Genomic DNA, 16,142 nt, shown 5'->3' with positions numbered 1-16,142 from the left:
AACACACCTAAAAAATAATCACATACAAAGTCTAATGGGAGGAATTTGACGGGATTTTCAGCCTAATTATTAAGCCTGCAAAAAATACCCAGAATCAACTCTTTTGCATTGCAAAATAAGAAAAATGAAACTTTTTGGAGAAAAATCCTCCGAAAAATTTGGCAGATTGAAATAATTTGCATAATATTGCACTTATAAACACAGAACAAACGTTCTGTTCTAATTCTAGTATAATGAAATAATGGAAAAACAAATAGATAAAGAAAGCATAAGCAAAAGGGACATTATCCTTAATGAATCGTTCAGGCTGTTTCTGAAAAAAGGTTATGCAGCAGTATCATTTTCGGATTTAGTGGAAGCTACTGGCATTTCTCGTGGCAATATGTTCCATCACTTCAAGAATAAGGAGGATATATTCAATCATGCCGTTGATAGGTTTGTATTTGAATTCTTGACAAATGATGCTACAGACTTTCTTGAACTTACAAGCTCTACACCATTAAAGGACTTCATTGATAATCGTGTAGAAAACATCGGTCGCCGTATGAAATCATTTTTTATAATGACAAAAGGCACAGTCACTCCTGCCAATTTCATGTCATTTATCTTGTATCTGAAAGACAACTATCCGGATTGGAAAGAGAAATTTCAAGAATACGAGAAAAGAAAGAGCCTTGAGTGGAAAGAGGTGATAGAGCTTGCCAAACAGAAAGGAGAGATTACTCAAACTGTGGAAACAGAAAAGATTATATCTTCCATTAGAAATATATATCTTGGATTGTCATACAGAAGTGCATTGAGCAGCCAACTTTCTATTTCCGAATTGAAAGAGCAAATATACACAATATACTATTTAATAACCAAATAATATTCCTATGGAAAAAGCAGCATATATCAATAGCGTATCGGCATATCTTCCTAATTCTCCCATCGCCAATGAGGATATGGAAGACTATATCGGAAAAATTGGTGGAAATCCGTCAAGGGTTCGTTCCATTGTCCTTAGACAAAATGGCATCAAAACGAGATATTACGGGTTGGACAAAAATCAAAGCCTAACACACTCGAATGCAGAATTGGCAAAAGAAGCCGTATGTGGGCTGTTTGAAAATGGAAATATTCCTGACGACTTGACCCTTTTGGCTTGTGGGACAAGCACACCCGATCAATTGCTTCCTTCCCATGCGTCTATGGTTCATGGAGAATTAGCCAACTATCCTATGGAAATATTTTCCTCTGCAGGTGTATGCCTTACCTCATTGCAGGCATTGAAAATATGCTATAGCAATATTCTTGCAGGACTGCATAAAAAAGCTGTATGCGTGGCATCAGAATTAACTTCACCTGCATTGGTATCCAAATTTTATGACCCTGAGTATGAAGCTACACATGACAATCCTGACAAAGACCCTTATATGGCTTTTGAGAAGGATTTTATGCGATTTATGCTTTCTGATGGTGCAGGAGCGGTATTGGTGCAAGATCATCCCGAAGGAATATGTCCTCTCAAAATCGAATGGGTTGATATGACTTCCTATGCCAACGAACTACCGACCTGTATGTTTATGGCATCAGAGTTGCAAGAAAACGGACGGCTCAAAAGCTGGAAGGAGTTCTCTCCTGATGAGATTAAGGAGCGTGCCGTACTTGTGGGCAAACAGGACATTCGGCAGCTAAAGAAATACATTATCAAGTATTGGGTTGACCATATCGAAACCGTACTTGCCAAACATCATGTAAAAGCAGAAGAGATAGATTATGTCATACCTCATGTATCATCAATGTTTTTCTATGAGAAATTAAATGACGAAATTGCTGCTCGTAACATTGCTCTGACAAAAGAGAAGTGGTTTACAAACCTTACTTCTGTAGGCAACATCGGTTCGGCTGCCATTTATGTCGGATTGGAAGAACTCATAAGGACAAAAGAAATTAAACGTGGAAACAAGATACTTCTTCTTGTACCGGAAAGTGGAAGGTTCTCGTATGGAACAGTGCTTCTATCTGTATGATAGTTAGCCTCTGTATTTATGAAGTCCCTTGCAAGGAGTTTGTAAAAAACAAAAGAGAACGGAATAAGAATTAAAGAATAACTTGCATTTAGAAAAAATAAAAAACACAAGCTATTAGCTTGGAAGTTGCAGTTATCTGCAATGCAGTAATTCCTACCGAATAACTCGGGAAACTGTATGAAATAAAGGACGCGGATTCGAAAAGCGACATGAGTAGAATTATATAAACACTACTATCTATGATAGAAAATGATTTTATCACCATTATTGATGGAATTGAAAATTTAGATTCTAACTTAATGGGAATGTTGCATGGAGGTCTTTCTAACAACATGAATGATTGCAATTGTGGCTCGGGAAATAGCAATACGGAACAAACAGAACACGGTAGTAACGATTGTACTTGTGGATCAGGAAACAGTAACAAGATTGCAGCTCCTTCTGATTGCACTTGTGGGTCTGCAAATAGTAATAGTGCACATTCAACAATAAGACAATTACAATTTGGATAATCTTTATTAGCCATATCGAATTAGTTGGATTTAGTCCTGTTGATTTGATATGGCTTTTTATATATTCTTAAATATGAGTGATTTTATTATTTCTAAGTATTGCATTCCTTTTTTATCATCAGATGAAAAAGCCTATTTTTATTTGTCAAACAACAATTCTCTACATAAAGTGAGTCGTAAAATTTATGACTCGGTCTGCGAATGTAAAAAAAATCCTTCTTCAATAAGCCGTATTCCAGAGAAGATTTTCCAAAAATTGAAAACAGTCAATATCATTACCACTGTTGAAGAAGAAACCAATTATTACCGTAAAATAAAGATGGATTATTTTATGGAAGTTTTCTCCCATCAAAAACTACTTTTAACAATAGCACCAACAAGCGATTGTAACTTTAATTGTCCTTATTGTTTTGAAGAGAACAAAAGACCCATAAGAATGTCTGATGCCGTAATTGAAAATATAATTCTTTTTATAAAACGTTACAAACATCTTGAATATCTATATATTACATGGTATGGGGGAGAGCCGTTAATGGCAATAGATATTATAGAAAAAATTCTGAATAGAATTAGTATCGAGATACCAAATATTAAAATATCTCATCATTTCCTTGTTACAAACGGATATTTGATAAATGAAAAGATGCTTTCTCTTTTTTCCAAATATCCACTTAACTCAATTCAAATCACATTAGATGGCAATAAACCACGTCACGATAATTTGAGAAAACTAAAAAAAAGTGGGTTGGGAACTTTTGATAAAATAGTTAGAAATATTGACTGTATTTTGAAAAGCATGCCTAGTACGCAAATTTCTGTTCGCGTTAATCTTGACAAGGATAATGTTGGAGATTTTGAGAATATCAGAAATGAGTTGCTTGAAAAATGGAGTTCTTATCCAAATATAACAATATATCCAGGCATATTACGAATAGAAGACACTGTAAACAAATGTATGGGATGTCAATCTTTATTACACGATGACGTTCGAGATTTGTTTTATGGATTAACAGAAGCCGTCAATTTCTATCCTGTTTTACAAGGTAAAGGGTGTTCGGCAACTCATCTAAACTCCTTTTTAATTGGTCCTTTAGGAGAGTTATATAAATGTTGGAATGAACTTGGAGATAGCAAGAAAATAATTGGTTATATTAACGATCAAGACTTCAAAAACAAAGATTTAATACGAAAATATGTATTATCAGCCAATTGTTTTGAAGATGAAAAATGTAAGGATTGCGAATTTATACCTATTTGCATGGGAGGATGCGCCTTTTATCGAATCAAGAATATGTTTGACAATGGGAATTTTGACATTTGCTCACTCTACAAAGATAACGGAGTAATAGAAAAATGTATTTGTTTACATTTGGATAAACTGAGGATTAAAACACCTTCTATCTGAAATTTTAATATAATCTATATGCAAAGACTATTTTTGTTCGCGTTCATGGTTTGCACATTTAGCAACATAAATGCGCAGTATTCTATTATTGGAAAAGTCCTCATCGAGAATGGTGACACCCTTGAATCCAATGTAGAGCTGTACACCAAAAGCCATACGGTTGTCTCTGCCGTACAAACACAGAAAGGAATGTTTTCATTCTCAAATCTCGCAAAAAACAATTTTTATTATGTGGTTGCATCACATGTCGGATATACTACTGACACAATAAAGATAGACCGCATAACAAAGGATCTGAACATTGGGACAATGTTCCTTAAAGACAGTCTTACTACGTTGGACGAAGTTACTGTTGTGGGAAGCAGCATAAGTTTTCAAAATGGAAGCAAGAGAATTTTCCCCAATGAATTTCAAAGAAACAGTCCTGACGCTATGGTTATGCTTGACAAGATGAACCTGTCGAGGATTAATGTTGACCCACTAACAAAAAGCCTGACACTGAACGGTGGCGGAAGCGTTAAGACATTGCTTAACGGAAGGGAGGTATCAGCCGTTGAAATTGCTGCACTTTCCCCAGAAATTATACAGCGCGTAGAATACCACGACACGCCGGAAGCACGGTATGGCAATGCAGACGTGGTCTTGGATTTTATTACCAAAAACGACAAAGTTGGCGCAAGGGTTTACCTTTCTTTGTGGCAGGGGCTTTTAACGAGTTTCGGAGAGGACTACATTTCCTTGAAATTCAACCGCAGGAACAGCCAGTTTTCATTAGACTACAATATGGCATACCGCAATTGGAAACACCTCAGCAGGGAATATGAAGAGGACTTTAATCTGCAAAATGAGAACTTTTCGAGAACCGAACTGGGGCATCCTGGACGATACAGATACGACAATCACAACGTACATTTCAATTACAACTATCAGGAGAACAAGAAAATAATTAACTTTTCACTGGGGACAGCCATCCAAAATGCACCGTATAAAGAGTGGAACAGTGATTTGCACTATAAAGGGACAGCACTCAACTTATACGACAATGCGAAATCATCGGCCACAAATCCTTATTCGCAACTATATATACAGTTGCCCATAGGAGAAAATCAACTATATGTAATGAATCTCTCTGGTCAATACAACAAAGGGAAATACAACCGTCTGTATCAGGAGGCAGACAACGAAAGTGAATCCAACCAATTCTGCAGTAATGTCCGTGAGATTCAAAAAGGCTATGCGCTGTCGCAATTATACGAGAACAGGCAGAATTGGGGAACTTTGACCATTGGAGCAAACTTCAACCAGCAGTTTACCAAAAGCGACTACAATTCAGTCCTAAACGATATGACACAGGAGCATCACACAGACCAACGCCAGGCCAACCTTTATTCTTATGCACAATGGGGAAAGGCATGGAGCGAACTTTATTGCCGAGTGGGCATTGGACTGAACCAGCGATGGATGCATGTGGGAGAACAGAAACAAAGCACCTTTACGATTCGTCCGATGCTATTCGTCCGTTATACCGTTTCTCCAAAAATCGAACTTCGTTATCAGGGGTCGGTCTCTAATATAATGCCTACACTTTCGGCTATTTCTGACTATTCACAGGAAATAGATTTTATACAGATACAGCGAGGTAATCCTAATCTCAAGCCGCAGATTGATTTCTATAATGCGTTGGTATTCAATTATAAATTCACAAAAACAGCATTGGCTCTCTACTTGAATGAAACATATTCAAAGTCGCCAATCATGGAATGCACATATCTGGATAATGAAAAGGTAGTCAGAACCATGGAAAACCACAAGAATTTTCAGAACTATAATGCGGAATTTGAATATGGAGGGCAGCCTTTTGGCAATCTGCTGTCGTTCAAAGTTTATACCGGCTTGAAATTTTATAAAAGCAATGGCAATCAATACACTCACCGCAAAACAATACCCTACTATGGAGGTCAGGTTTCTGTTTACTATAAACAATTCACTATGAGATGGCAGTTTCGCAAGAATGTGCAGGACAGGTTTTGGGGAGAAACGCTTTATCGGTATGAAGACGGCCACATGTTGTCGTTTGGCTATCAGACAAATAAACTCAGCCTTTCTGCCGATGTGCTGAATCTGTTTTCTTTGAAGCATATTTCCGCACAAGAAAACTATTCAAGCGTGGCTCCTTACAAACGCTATGAATATCTTGATGAAACAAGAAATCTTATACGTTTAAACCTTACGCTGAACCTATCGTATGGTAAAAAATACAAGGAGGCTTCAAAACGCATAAACAGCAACACAAGCAGTGAATCATCCGTCATTAAAGGAGAGAAATAATAATAATTTTTGATTTTAATAATGAGTTTTGCAATAAAACGACAGCGAGATGCTATGGATTGCGGTCCTTCCTGTTTGGCAATGATAGCCAAACATTATGGACAGCAAGCTGATAAGGAGCAATTGCGGAAAATCTGTTCCTTAGGCAAAGATGGAGTGTCTCTTCTTGGTATCAGCAAAGCAGCAGAGGAGATAGGCTTTAAAACTATCGGAGGTCGTTTGAGTTTTGACACGCTTACGTCAGAAGTTCCCTTACCTTGCATCATTCATTGGAACCAGAACCACTTTGTGGTTGTTTATAAGATAAAGAAACGCAGAGGTAATCGATATGAAGTTTATGTGGCAGATCCTGGAAAAGGACTTATAACCTATACCAAGGAGGAGTTCTGCGAGCATTGGATAAGCACCAAGACCAATGGCGAGGAGAAAGGTATTGCTCTTCTCCTCGAACCAACAGAACAATTCTATGCTCAAAACGATACGAAAGCAGTGCCGACTCAAAGGCGAGTGAAATTTCTCTGGAGCTATCTCAAGAAATACAAGCGTTTCTTTACGCAACTCATTCTCGGTTTGTTACTCGGCTCACTCCTGCAACTTGTCTTCCCGTTCCTCACCCAAGCTATTGTAGATACAGGTATAGGGGGAAAGGATGTCGGCTTTGTGTGGTTGGTGCTGCTGGCTGAGATGATGCTCCTCTTCAGCCGTACAGCCATTGAGTTTATCCGCTCCAAGATACTCCTGCACATCTCCACCCGTATCAACATCTCGCTCATATCAGACTTCTTCATCAAGCTGATGAAACTACCGATGAAGTTCTTCGATACCAAGCTGATGGGCGACCTTTTGCAACGCATTGAAGATCATCGACGTGTGGAGCAGTTCCTTACCTCAAGCAGTCTGAGCCTGCTCTTCTCTTTCTTCACATTCATTGTCTTCGGTGTCGTCCTTGCAGTCTATAATCTCGGCATCTTTTTTGTCTTCCTCCTGGGGACATCGCTTTACGCAGGCTGGATAATTCTCTTCCTCAAAAAGCGCAGACAGCTGGACTATAAGTATTTCGAGCAGGCTGGTCGTAACCGCAACGTTACCTACCAACTCATAGGCGGTATGCAGGAAATCAAGCTGCAAGGATGCGAGCAGCGCAAACGTTGGGAATGGGAGGACGTACAAGCCGACCTGTTTAAGGTCAATCTACAATCGCTCAATCTGCAACAAGTGCAACAGGCAGGAAGCATCACCATCAATGAGGTGAAGAACATCCTCATTACCGTACTTGCAGCCACAGCCGTAATACACGGAAATATGACACTCGGTATGATGCTGGCGGTACAGTACATCATCGGACAGCTCAACAGCCCTGTGGAACAACTTATTCAGTTTATCTACTCATGGCAAGACGTAAGCATCAGCCTTGACCGCATGAACGAAATCCACACCGAGACCAACGAGGAGAATGTCGAACGGACACGTACCGCCTATACGGACGAAAATACTAAAGGACATTCCCTCATGATAAAAGACTTATCCTTCAAATATGATATATACAGTCCGATAAATATTTTATCGAATATCAACCTTTCTATTCCCAACGGCAAGGTAACGGCAATCGTGGGAGCGAGTGGAAGCGGAAAGACAACGCTCGTAAAACTCCTTTTGGGATTCTATGAGCCATTAAACGGAAGTATTCAGATAGGCAATGCCAATTTGAGTGAATACAACCTCGGCTGGTGGCGAAGCCAATGCGGTGCGGTGATGCAGGAGGGATATCTATTCTCCGATACCATTGCGAGAAACATCGCCATATCTGACGATGAACCCGACATCGAACGTATCCGTCATGCTGCCCGTGTAGCAAACATCGCAGACTACATCGAAGCCCTTCCTTTGGCTTACAACACAATGATTGGACAAGACGGACAAGGTATCAGTCAGGGGCAACGGCAACGCATTTTGATTGCAAGGGTAGTCTATAAGAATCCGATGTTCGTCTTCTTGGACGAAGCCACCAATGCCCTAGATGCCAACAATGAACGAGCCATTACAGAAAACCTCTCGGAGTTCTACAAGGGAAAAACAGTTGTAGTAGTGGCACACCGCCTTTCCACTGTTCGCGATGCCGACCAAATTGTAGTTTTGGATGAAGGTAAAATTGTAGAGGTAGGTACACACGAGGAACTGACTGCTAAACGTGGTAAATATTTTGCCTTAGTAAAGAATCAATTAGAATTGGGTAACTGATATGGAAGACCAGGAAAAGAAACAGGAACGGAGTTTTGAACTTCGCAGCGAGAAAGTTCGTAGTATCGTGGGACAGATACCCTCCTCGCTTATCCGTTATGGCATTACCGCCATCGGAATGGTGTTGCTTTGTCTTTTTGCTGTAGCCTATTTCCTACCCTATAAACAAGTATATTCGGGTACGGCTACCATACACAAAACGGCAACCACACCAGTGGACAGCACGAATATAACCATCTTGCTTAAGTTTGAGAACAAACGCCCAAACAAAGTGAAGGGACAAATAATTTGTCTGCAATCTCCATATAGAACGTTTGCAGGACAGATACGAGACCTTTCTTCCGTCCGTGACACATTGGAGCGCCAGGAAGCACTATGCCGTTTCAAGTCAGCCGACATAAAAACTGTAGAAAACCAAACGGTGGATTTCCAGATAACTCGAACATCGGGCAATCTGCTGCAAAAAATGCTTGGGGACATCTAATTCCATCGCACATTCCTTATCTCTCTCGATAGTCAATGGTTAAACTCACTGCTTTTTCACTACTCTTTTCCTTGATTTATCGCTTGCCATATTCTCTTATTTTTGTTTTTCTAATCACGACTTTGGAGTGATTTAATCCCCCCTTCGGGGCAAGGGTCTTTGTGGTACAAATGGCAATTTGTGGTACAAAGACACACCTTGCTGATGTAGAAAATGGGATTATAAGCCCATGCCGTGTTACTGCATTCACTGAATACAGTAACTCAGCGTAGGCTTGCATTCGAGGAATGCAGTACTTCAGAGTTTCCGCCATCTTTCCACATCATCTTTGTATTGGTCGAGATGTTCTCGAAGCACCTGCTCCACATATCCAGAAACGCTTGCTCCCTGCTCACCGATTTTCCTCACCACGAAGTCCAACTTTCGTTGAGTTTCCTCTGATACATACACGGCTTTGCGGTGGCTGTTGCGAAAGGGCTGGAGATATTTCCCCTGAAACTCGGATAATTGCTTCCTGTCCTTTGTTTTTCCCATTCGTTGATAATTCTCTTCGATAGAAGTAGCCCTTTCCGTTGGTGACAACTCTGTTTCTTGATAGGACGGTTGAGAATAGTCCTTGTGGCTCTCCTTGTCATTTTGTTCCTCAACTTTAACAGGCTCAAATCTTTTCTTTTCCTCTTCATAATCTATCGGCTGGTCAAAATCGGGCAACTCTTCGGGCTTGCGGAGCTTAACGCCATAATTGCCCATATCTCGAAGGGCTTGTTCCAGACGTTGTTTCCTTTGTTCATCTATTCTTGCCATAATTTCTTGGGTATTGCGTTATAATGTCTTTCGAGCATAGCTTGTATGTCGCTTTGCCTGTAAAGTATCTTGCCTCCGATTTTGCAGTAGGCTATCGTTCCGCTGTCCCGATAGTCCTGAAGTGTGCGGGTACTCAGACGTAACAGACTGCAAACCTCCTCGCCAGTGAGGTAAACCTCTCCGCCTAACATCGGTCGGGCTGTAGAACAATAACGCTCCAGTTTCTTCAAAGTACCCTCCATCAGTTGTGCAAACATCTGCATTTGAGGGTCTTGCTGTGTAATGATTTCATTCTCCGACATAATTCATTCATTGTTTGCGTTCAGTAAATTTGTGATGTCACTCTCCTTGTAATAACATTTATGCCCAATGATGGAAAAGGGTATTCTGCCTGTATCCCGATAAGATTGCAGGGTACGTTTGCTGATGCCGAGTCTGCGACATACGGCTTCGTTGTCGAGCCAATCGTCCTTTTCGGGCGGATTGCCGATGAGTTGTTCGATACGATGAATAAAGTCTGCAAAGTCGGAGCTGTGCCGCTCCCACGCTTTGCGGTCGATGATAATGAGTTCCATTTCCTTGATTTTGTTTTGATTACTTTATTGTTACTCGGCAAACGAACTAATATGCAGTCCATTGCCGTACTTATTGAGTGCAAAAGTAAACCCTCGGAAGCACCGCTGCAAGAAATGAGGAAAAGCAGGGAAATAGAAGGAAGAGAAGAGAAGTTAGTCTATCAGTCAGAAAAGCTCCTAAGCTTTCATTAAAAAGCTCTTAAGCTTTTTGTAAATTACTTATAAGCTTTTGTCAGATTACTTATAAGCTTTTTATAGATTGCTTATAAGCTTTTCATAGAAAGCTCCTAATCTTTAAGCGCAAAGGCTGGTAGCTTTCCCCATCAGATTTGGAGTCGCCGCAGAAAAACTCTTATGTTCTGTATAAGAATGGTATGATTGCGGTAATGAGAAGAGGTGCCGGTTCTTTCCTTTTATCACATAGCAATTATTCTCTCGACAGTTCGATAGTTCGACAAATCGATATGTAGAACTATCGATAGATAGTTTTATCGATAGATTATTTTGACGATATATAGTTTTGACAACAGATAGTCATGACAACAAATTGTACAAACAACAGATTGTCCGTATTATCGTCAGTCCTATCTGTTGTTGGTTGTTACGCCTTGCGTCCAAAGAGCCTGAGTATGCCGTATTCTTGTCGTGCCTATACTCTCTACGGCAGCCCTGCCCTGCAAGGTTGGGAGAGATGAATACAACCGCATGGCTATTGAAAATGGCAATACCACCTTGAAAAAGAAAAATCCTGCGGTGGAGATTCTTCTCTCCATCCGCAGGACTTGACCTTGTCAGGGCAGACAGGCTGCCGTTGTACCTTTGCACGATAAGAAACGGCATCAGGGACTTTGCGTGCGCCTTTGCTTACAACGCCTTCGGGCTTGCTTCCTCTGTCAGTCTGATTGTTGGTAGGTTGTTGCTCTCGATGAGCAGCACTATTGTGCCTGTGAGTTCGGTGTAAAGACGGCCGTATTGCTCGTCAGAAGCCAATATGTCCGTCAAACCGAATTTGTCGAATGTGGCTTGAATAGCCTTGTTCGACAACAGTATAGGTACGAGTTTCTCTGGGAGCGGTGCAGGAAGTTTCCTTTCAAACTCGTTTTCCAACACGGATACAAGCGTATCATACTTGGAAAAGTGCAAGCCCTGATGCAAGACCTCACTTGCCATACTCTCCGCTTCAATGTGTGTAAAGCCTTGTGCTACAGCATCGCAGTAAACAGTGAGAGCCATATCTGCTCGTGCAGTGATAAACTCCGTATCTTGCAACTTTTCGGGGTGATGCTCACTCATGTAACTTCTTAACTTCAATCGAAAGTAGGAAAGTTCCTGTTTGTTGTTCTCTTTCATAACCGTTTGTTTTTCAATCGTGAATAATATATGTTTGGCAATTCCTTCCTTTTATGCTTGTTGCAGTGGCACTTTCTGCCGTGCTATCGACTCACAATATTCTTCAAAGGCTGAATGCTCTCTGTCAGTGAGTGCGGTCATATCTTCCCGTATCTTGTGGTTGGTTATCTTTCCGTAGATTTGTGTCGTACCGATATTGCTGTGCCCGAGCATCTTGCTGAGCGTCTCCATCGAAATACCATTGGAAAGACAAATCGTGGTCGAGAATGTGTGGCGAGCCATGTGAAAGGTCAAGCCTTTCTCTATCCGGCATATCTGCCCAATGTTCACACACGCAAAGGATGCTTTTCTTATTGTGAGATTAGGGAATATCAAGTCGTCCGCTTTCTTGTCTTTGATATAGAGCGAAAGGATTTGTTTGGCAATGGGCAGAAGTGGGATAATCGCCTCTACATCCGTTTTCTGCCTTTTGATGCGTATTTCCTCCGTGCCGTCAGCATTATGGATGATATGCTTCGGTTTGAGCCGTTGCATATCCACACGAGCCAAACCGGTGAAGGCGCAGAAAAGGAAGAGTTGCCTTGCTCGCTCAAACTGCCTGTCAATGATGGGTGTTAGCAATAGTCGTTGCAATTCTTCCGTTGTAAGATATCTGCGTGTTCGGTGTGGCAGTTCTACTTTGTAGTCTGCAAACGGATCGATGCGGATATATTTCTTCTGCTGGCCGATGCCGATGAGTTTCCTAAGGAAGATGACCGCTACCTGAATAGTGGCAAGAGATAGGTTGCGCTCTGATTTAAGGTAGAAGTCCATCCCTTCGATGAAACCATAGTCCAACAGAGAGTAGCGAATGTCCTCCAGCCCCAAGCGTTCACGCAGATATGCCTCTATGAGTTGTGTGGCATAGATGTAGTTGGCAAAGGTCGGCTTGGCAACCGTTATTCCCACACAAGGACGCTTTTCCTCAATAAATAGTCGGGCTTCCTCCAAAAGAAAACCTTTGGGCTTGTCTTCTTCCATGAGTTCACGTTTCAGCAACTCGGCGGTGATATAGCCACGTTGCCAGACTAATTCTTGGTACTTGCCTTTGGCTTGTTCCTCTTTGGTCTGCAGATAGCGGTTGATTTCTTTTGTTTCTTCGCCTGTTCCCTTGCATCGTCCCTTATGGCTATCCCAAAGTTCGGGAGCGATTTCCTTGCCTGTGCTGTATTGCACCTGCTCTCCGTCTATGGTGATACGTCCCATAATCGGGCATTTGCCGTTCTTTTTCTCTTTGGAGCAATTGATATAAAAGAGTGTCTTGAATGTGCTACGTGCCATGATGTCAAAGTTTTAAAGTGAATGTATCTTGTATTCGCTGCTGCACTATCTGCATATCCCGATGTATTCTCTCGGAGGAAACCGTTGCATATATCTGTGTTGTTCTCAGGTTGGTGTGTCCGAGCATACGGCTCACCGTTTCTATAGGTACACCTGCCGAAAGCGTGATAAGCGATGCAAAGGTGTGTCTTGCCATGTGAAAGGTCAGCGGAGTTTCCATACCGATATTTCGCTGTATATAGTGCATGCCATTGAGGATAACGTCAGTGGTTGGAACGTCAAAGACAAAGCCTGCCCTTATCCCTCTATAACGATTCATGATAGTCAGCGCAGGGGGAAGCACCTGTACACGATACGGAGTTTTGGTCTTCATTCGCCTGCCCTTGATGCAGAGTTCACCCTCTTCCAAGACGATATTTTCCTCCCGAAGATTACGGACATCGGAGATAGCCAGCCCTGAAAAGCAGGAGAACACGAACAAATCACGAACAACGCGGTAGTTCGTCCATTCAATCTCCAAGTCGATGATGCGCTCAAGTTCTTCCTTCGTGATGCTTCTCGGTTCACCCTTTGGTCGCTCGTAACTATAGCCCAAGAAAGGATAGAAGTCCAGCACACCTTTCTTCAGTGCCATGCGGACGATGGTCTGCAAGGTGGACAAGGCACTCGATATGCTGCTGCGTTTCAGTCTGCGGTCGATGGTGAGATAGTACTCAAAGCCAACGATAAAGGCTTTATCCAACTGTGAAAGGGGAATATCGCTTACTTTATGCTTTTTCTGCACATACTCACGGAGCAGGGAGAGCTGGTAGGTACGAAGTTTGAACGTCTTTAGGGCTCGGTCGATGCCTATGCGCTCCTTTGTCTGTGTGAGATACTCCCCAAAACTCTCCAAGAGCAGGGTTTGGCGGTGGATTTGCCCCTGATAGGCATCCCTCACGTCTGTGGCGGTAAAGCATTCTCCTCTTTCACTGAGTTCGTGAAAGCGCGCGTGGATGAGTGCGGTGCATTCACCGAGTTTCTGATTGACGGACACTGCCATTGCACTCTTGCCGACGAGCCTTTGCTTACGGCTGTCCCAAAGAGTGAGCGGAGTCTTACACTTGGTGGAGAATCCCGAATGGGTTCTGCCCACGGAGATGCGCCCGATGACAGGCACAAGTCCTTTCTTGTCGGTTCGTTTCGCCTGAACGAAGAACGATACTTTCAGTTTGTTTTCCTTCATTTTTCTGTCGTTTTTTTTCTAAATTTCCTTTGCTTGCAAAGGTACAGATGAACAAGTATTCCTGAGCGATGCAGAAAAATGAAAGACGAAGAATAAAAACCTATGGCACAGATGTTTATCTTCAATTCGTAACCCCTTTTTGCTTTTTCCCTGATGGGTTACGATTTGGTAACGGAACTCCTGCCGTTTGATGCTTCCTTTCGCCTAACTCGATAATGGCATAAAAATGCTAAATGATGATATTTCAAATAGTTACATTCCTTACATTTCCCTCTGTTTCCCTTCATTCTTAATGACTGATTATGCCAGAAAGATGAGCCTTGATTTACGCATGATTGATGAAAATGCGTACTCAGATCATATTGACAACAAGGCAAGCCATTGTGCCAAGCTGCTCAATGACTATTACCAAAAGTACGATGCACAGAAAGGTACACAATTTGTTTTCTCTGACTTAGGTACTTACAAGCCTGGCGAATGGAACGTCTATTCGGAAATCAAGAAAAAGCTGGTGGAGGACTATCATATCCCCGCATACGAGATACGCTTCATTCAGGAATGTAAGAACGAGAAGGCAAAGAAAGCGATGGTCGATGCTATGAATCGTGGAGACATCCGTATTATCTTCGGTTCTACCTCTATGTTGGGTACTGGTGTGAATGCCCAGCAACGTGCCGTGGCGGTCCATCATTTGGATACGCCCTGGCGACCATCTGACTTGGAGCAGCGCAATGGACGAGCTGTGCGCAAGGGAAATCTTATTGCCAAGGAGTTTGCGGACAACAAGGTCGATGTGATTATCTATGCCGTCGAACGGTCACTGGATAGTTACAAGTTCAACCTGCTGCATAACAAGCAGCTCTTCATTAATCAGCTAAAGACAAACACGCTTGGTAGTCGTACCATTGATGAGGGTTCGATGGATGAGGACAGCGGCATGAACTTTTCAGAATATGTAGCAGTGCTTTCAGGCAATACCGACCTTTTGGAGAAAGCGAGACTTGACAAGAAGATTACCACCTTAGAATCAGAGCGCAAGAATTTCCTCCGTGAACGTGATGCAGCAAACGGCAAGTTGGCAGAGATAGATAGTTCCGTGTCTTTCCATTCGGACAAAATCAAAGAGGCACAGTCAGACTTAGCTCTATTTGAGCAGCGTGTAGAACGTGATACCGATGGGCAGCCCATTAACAAACTGACTATCAAGGGCGTGGAAGACAGTACGGACATCAAGGTCATTGCCGCACGCCTGCAAGAAATTAACGACAAGGCACGTACCAAAGGCGAGTACAATAAAATCGGTGAGATTTATGGTTTTTCCATCATGGTGAAGACGGAGAGTACCTCAAAAGATCTGTTTGACTGCTCCGTGAACCGTTTCTTTGTTAAAGGGCATGAGAGTATTTACTACACCTATAATAATGGTAAGTTGGCTGCGGACCCGAAACTTGCGTGTGAGAACTTCTTGGGTGCGCTGGGGCGTATCCCCAAGGTGATAGAATCGCACGAGAAGGAGAAAGAAAAGGTTGCAACCAATAAGGAAATCTATACTGCTATTGCTAATGGAACGTGGAAGAAAGAGGACGAGCTTCGTTCGCTCAAAGGGCAGTCGGCAGAGCTGGACAGAAAGATTGCCCTTACACTTGCACCATCGGAAGAGGAAAAGGAAGAAACGGAGGGTATGAAACAAGAAGAGGCTTTATCCGGCAATAGTCATTCTGTCAAGGTAAGCAATGAGCCTTCTCCTGTTCAAAATAAAGAAGAGGATAGCCATTCACAGAGTTTCAGACCCAAATGGAGACACTAAATATGTATTGGTTATCCAAATGAAAGTCAAGCACTTGTTCTTGTGCTTGACTTTCTATTTTTGAAAAATTTTTATCTTTGCA

Annotated in this window: 13 protein-coding genes and 1 pseudogene; 8 read left to right on the top strand and 6 right to left on the bottom strand. The window is 42.0% G+C overall.

Annotated elements, in window-relative coordinates; translation table 11 throughout:
• Positions 1-241 precede the first annotated feature (241 nt).
• The 7 genes from D464_RS0103610 (at position 242) to D464_RS0103580 (ending at position 8,979) form a co-directional block, all read left to right on the top strand.
• Positions 242-868, top strand: a complete 627-nt coding sequence (locus D464_RS0103610; RefSeq protein ID WP_006948478.1) for a TetR/AcrR family transcriptional regulator — start codon at positions 242-244, stop codon at positions 866-868.
• A 7-nt stretch (positions 869-875) separates the two neighbouring features.
• Positions 876-2,012 (top strand): StlD/DarB family beta-ketosynthase, encoded by a 1,137-nt coding sequence (locus D464_RS0103605; protein WP_018910189.1) that lies wholly within the window; start codon positions 876-878, stop codon positions 2,010-2,012.
• Positions 2,013-2,251: 239 nt separating this feature from the next.
• Positions 2,252-2,524, top strand: a complete 273-nt coding sequence (locus D464_RS13725; protein WP_024985904.1) for a hypothetical protein — start codon at positions 2,252-2,254, stop codon at positions 2,522-2,524.
• Positions 2,525-2,597: 73 nt separating this feature from the next.
• Positions 2,598-3,929 (top strand): radical SAM/SPASM domain-containing protein, encoded by a 1,332-nt coding sequence (locus D464_RS0103595; protein WP_018910187.1) that lies wholly within the window; start codon positions 2,598-2,600, stop codon positions 3,927-3,929.
• A gap of 18 nt (positions 3,930-3,947) precedes the next feature.
• Positions 3,948-6,257, top strand: coding sequence for a TonB-dependent receptor (locus tag D464_RS0103590; protein WP_018910186.1), 2,310 nt, complete (start codon positions 3,948-3,950; stop codon positions 6,255-6,257).
• A gap of 21 nt (positions 6,258-6,278) precedes the next feature.
• The gene (locus D464_RS0103585; protein WP_036908500.1) at positions 6,279-8,495 is read left to right on the top strand and encodes a peptidase domain-containing ABC transporter; all 2,217 of its coding nucleotides are present in this window, start codon (positions 6,279-6,281) and stop codon (positions 8,493-8,495) included.
• Between the two features lies 1 nt (position 8,496).
• The gene (locus D464_RS0103580) at positions 8,497-8,979 is read left to right on the top strand and encodes a hypothetical protein (protein ID WP_018910184.1); all 483 of its coding nucleotides are present in this window, start codon (positions 8,497-8,499) and stop codon (positions 8,977-8,979) included.
• A gap of 297 nt (positions 8,980-9,276) precedes the next feature.
• Here the strand turns inward: D464_RS0103580 and D464_RS0103575 are convergent, their stop codons facing one another.
• The 6 genes from D464_RS0103575 to D464_RS0103545 form a co-directional block, all read right to left on the bottom strand.
• Positions 9,277-9,783 (bottom strand): DUF3408 domain-containing protein, encoded by a 507-nt coding sequence (locus tag D464_RS0103575; RefSeq protein WP_004352896.1) that lies wholly within the window; start codon positions 9,781-9,783, stop codon positions 9,277-9,279.
• Positions 9,771-10,085 (bottom strand): helix-turn-helix domain-containing protein, encoded by a 315-nt coding sequence (locus D464_RS0103570; protein WP_004352880.1) that lies wholly within the window; start codon positions 10,083-10,085, stop codon positions 9,771-9,773. The genes D464_RS0103575 and D464_RS0103570 overlap by 13 nt, the downstream gene beginning before the upstream one ends.
• A 3-nt stretch (positions 10,086-10,088) precedes the next feature.
• Positions 10,089-10,358, bottom strand: coding sequence for a helix-turn-helix domain-containing protein (locus D464_RS12995; protein ID WP_018910183.1), 270 nt, complete (start codon positions 10,356-10,358; stop codon positions 10,089-10,091).
• 864 nt (positions 10,359-11,222) lie between these two features.
• Positions 11,223-11,708, bottom strand: a complete 486-nt coding sequence (locus D464_RS0103555) for a DUF1896 domain-containing protein (protein ID WP_018910182.1) — start codon at positions 11,706-11,708, stop codon at positions 11,223-11,225.
• Between the two features lie 51 nt (positions 11,709-11,759).
• Positions 11,760-13,028: a site-specific integrase gene (locus D464_RS0103550; RefSeq protein WP_018910181.1), complete on the bottom strand. Its 1,269-nt coding sequence runs from the start codon at positions 13,026-13,028 to the stop codon at positions 11,760-11,762.
• 4 nt (positions 13,029-13,032) lie between these two features.
• On the bottom strand, positions 13,033-14,253 hold the full coding sequence (locus D464_RS0103545) for a site-specific integrase (RefSeq protein WP_018910180.1): 1,221 nt from the start codon (positions 14,251-14,253) through the stop codon (positions 13,033-13,035).
• 289 nt (positions 14,254-14,542) lie between these two features.
• Here D464_RS0103545 and D464_RS0103540 point away from each other — a divergent pair.
• Positions 14,543-16,060 (top strand): annotated as a pseudogene (locus D464_RS0103540) (helicase-related protein); the annotation flags it as partial.
• Positions 16,061-16,142: the final 82 nt, after the last annotated feature.

The sequence above is a fragment of the Prevotella veroralis DSM 19559 = JCM 6290 genome, assembly GCF_000377625.1.
Taxonomy (GTDB): Bacteria; Bacteroidota; Bacteroidia; order Bacteroidales; family Bacteroidaceae; genus Prevotella; species Prevotella veroralis.
This window is presented reverse-complemented; position numbering and strand designations above follow the sequence as displayed.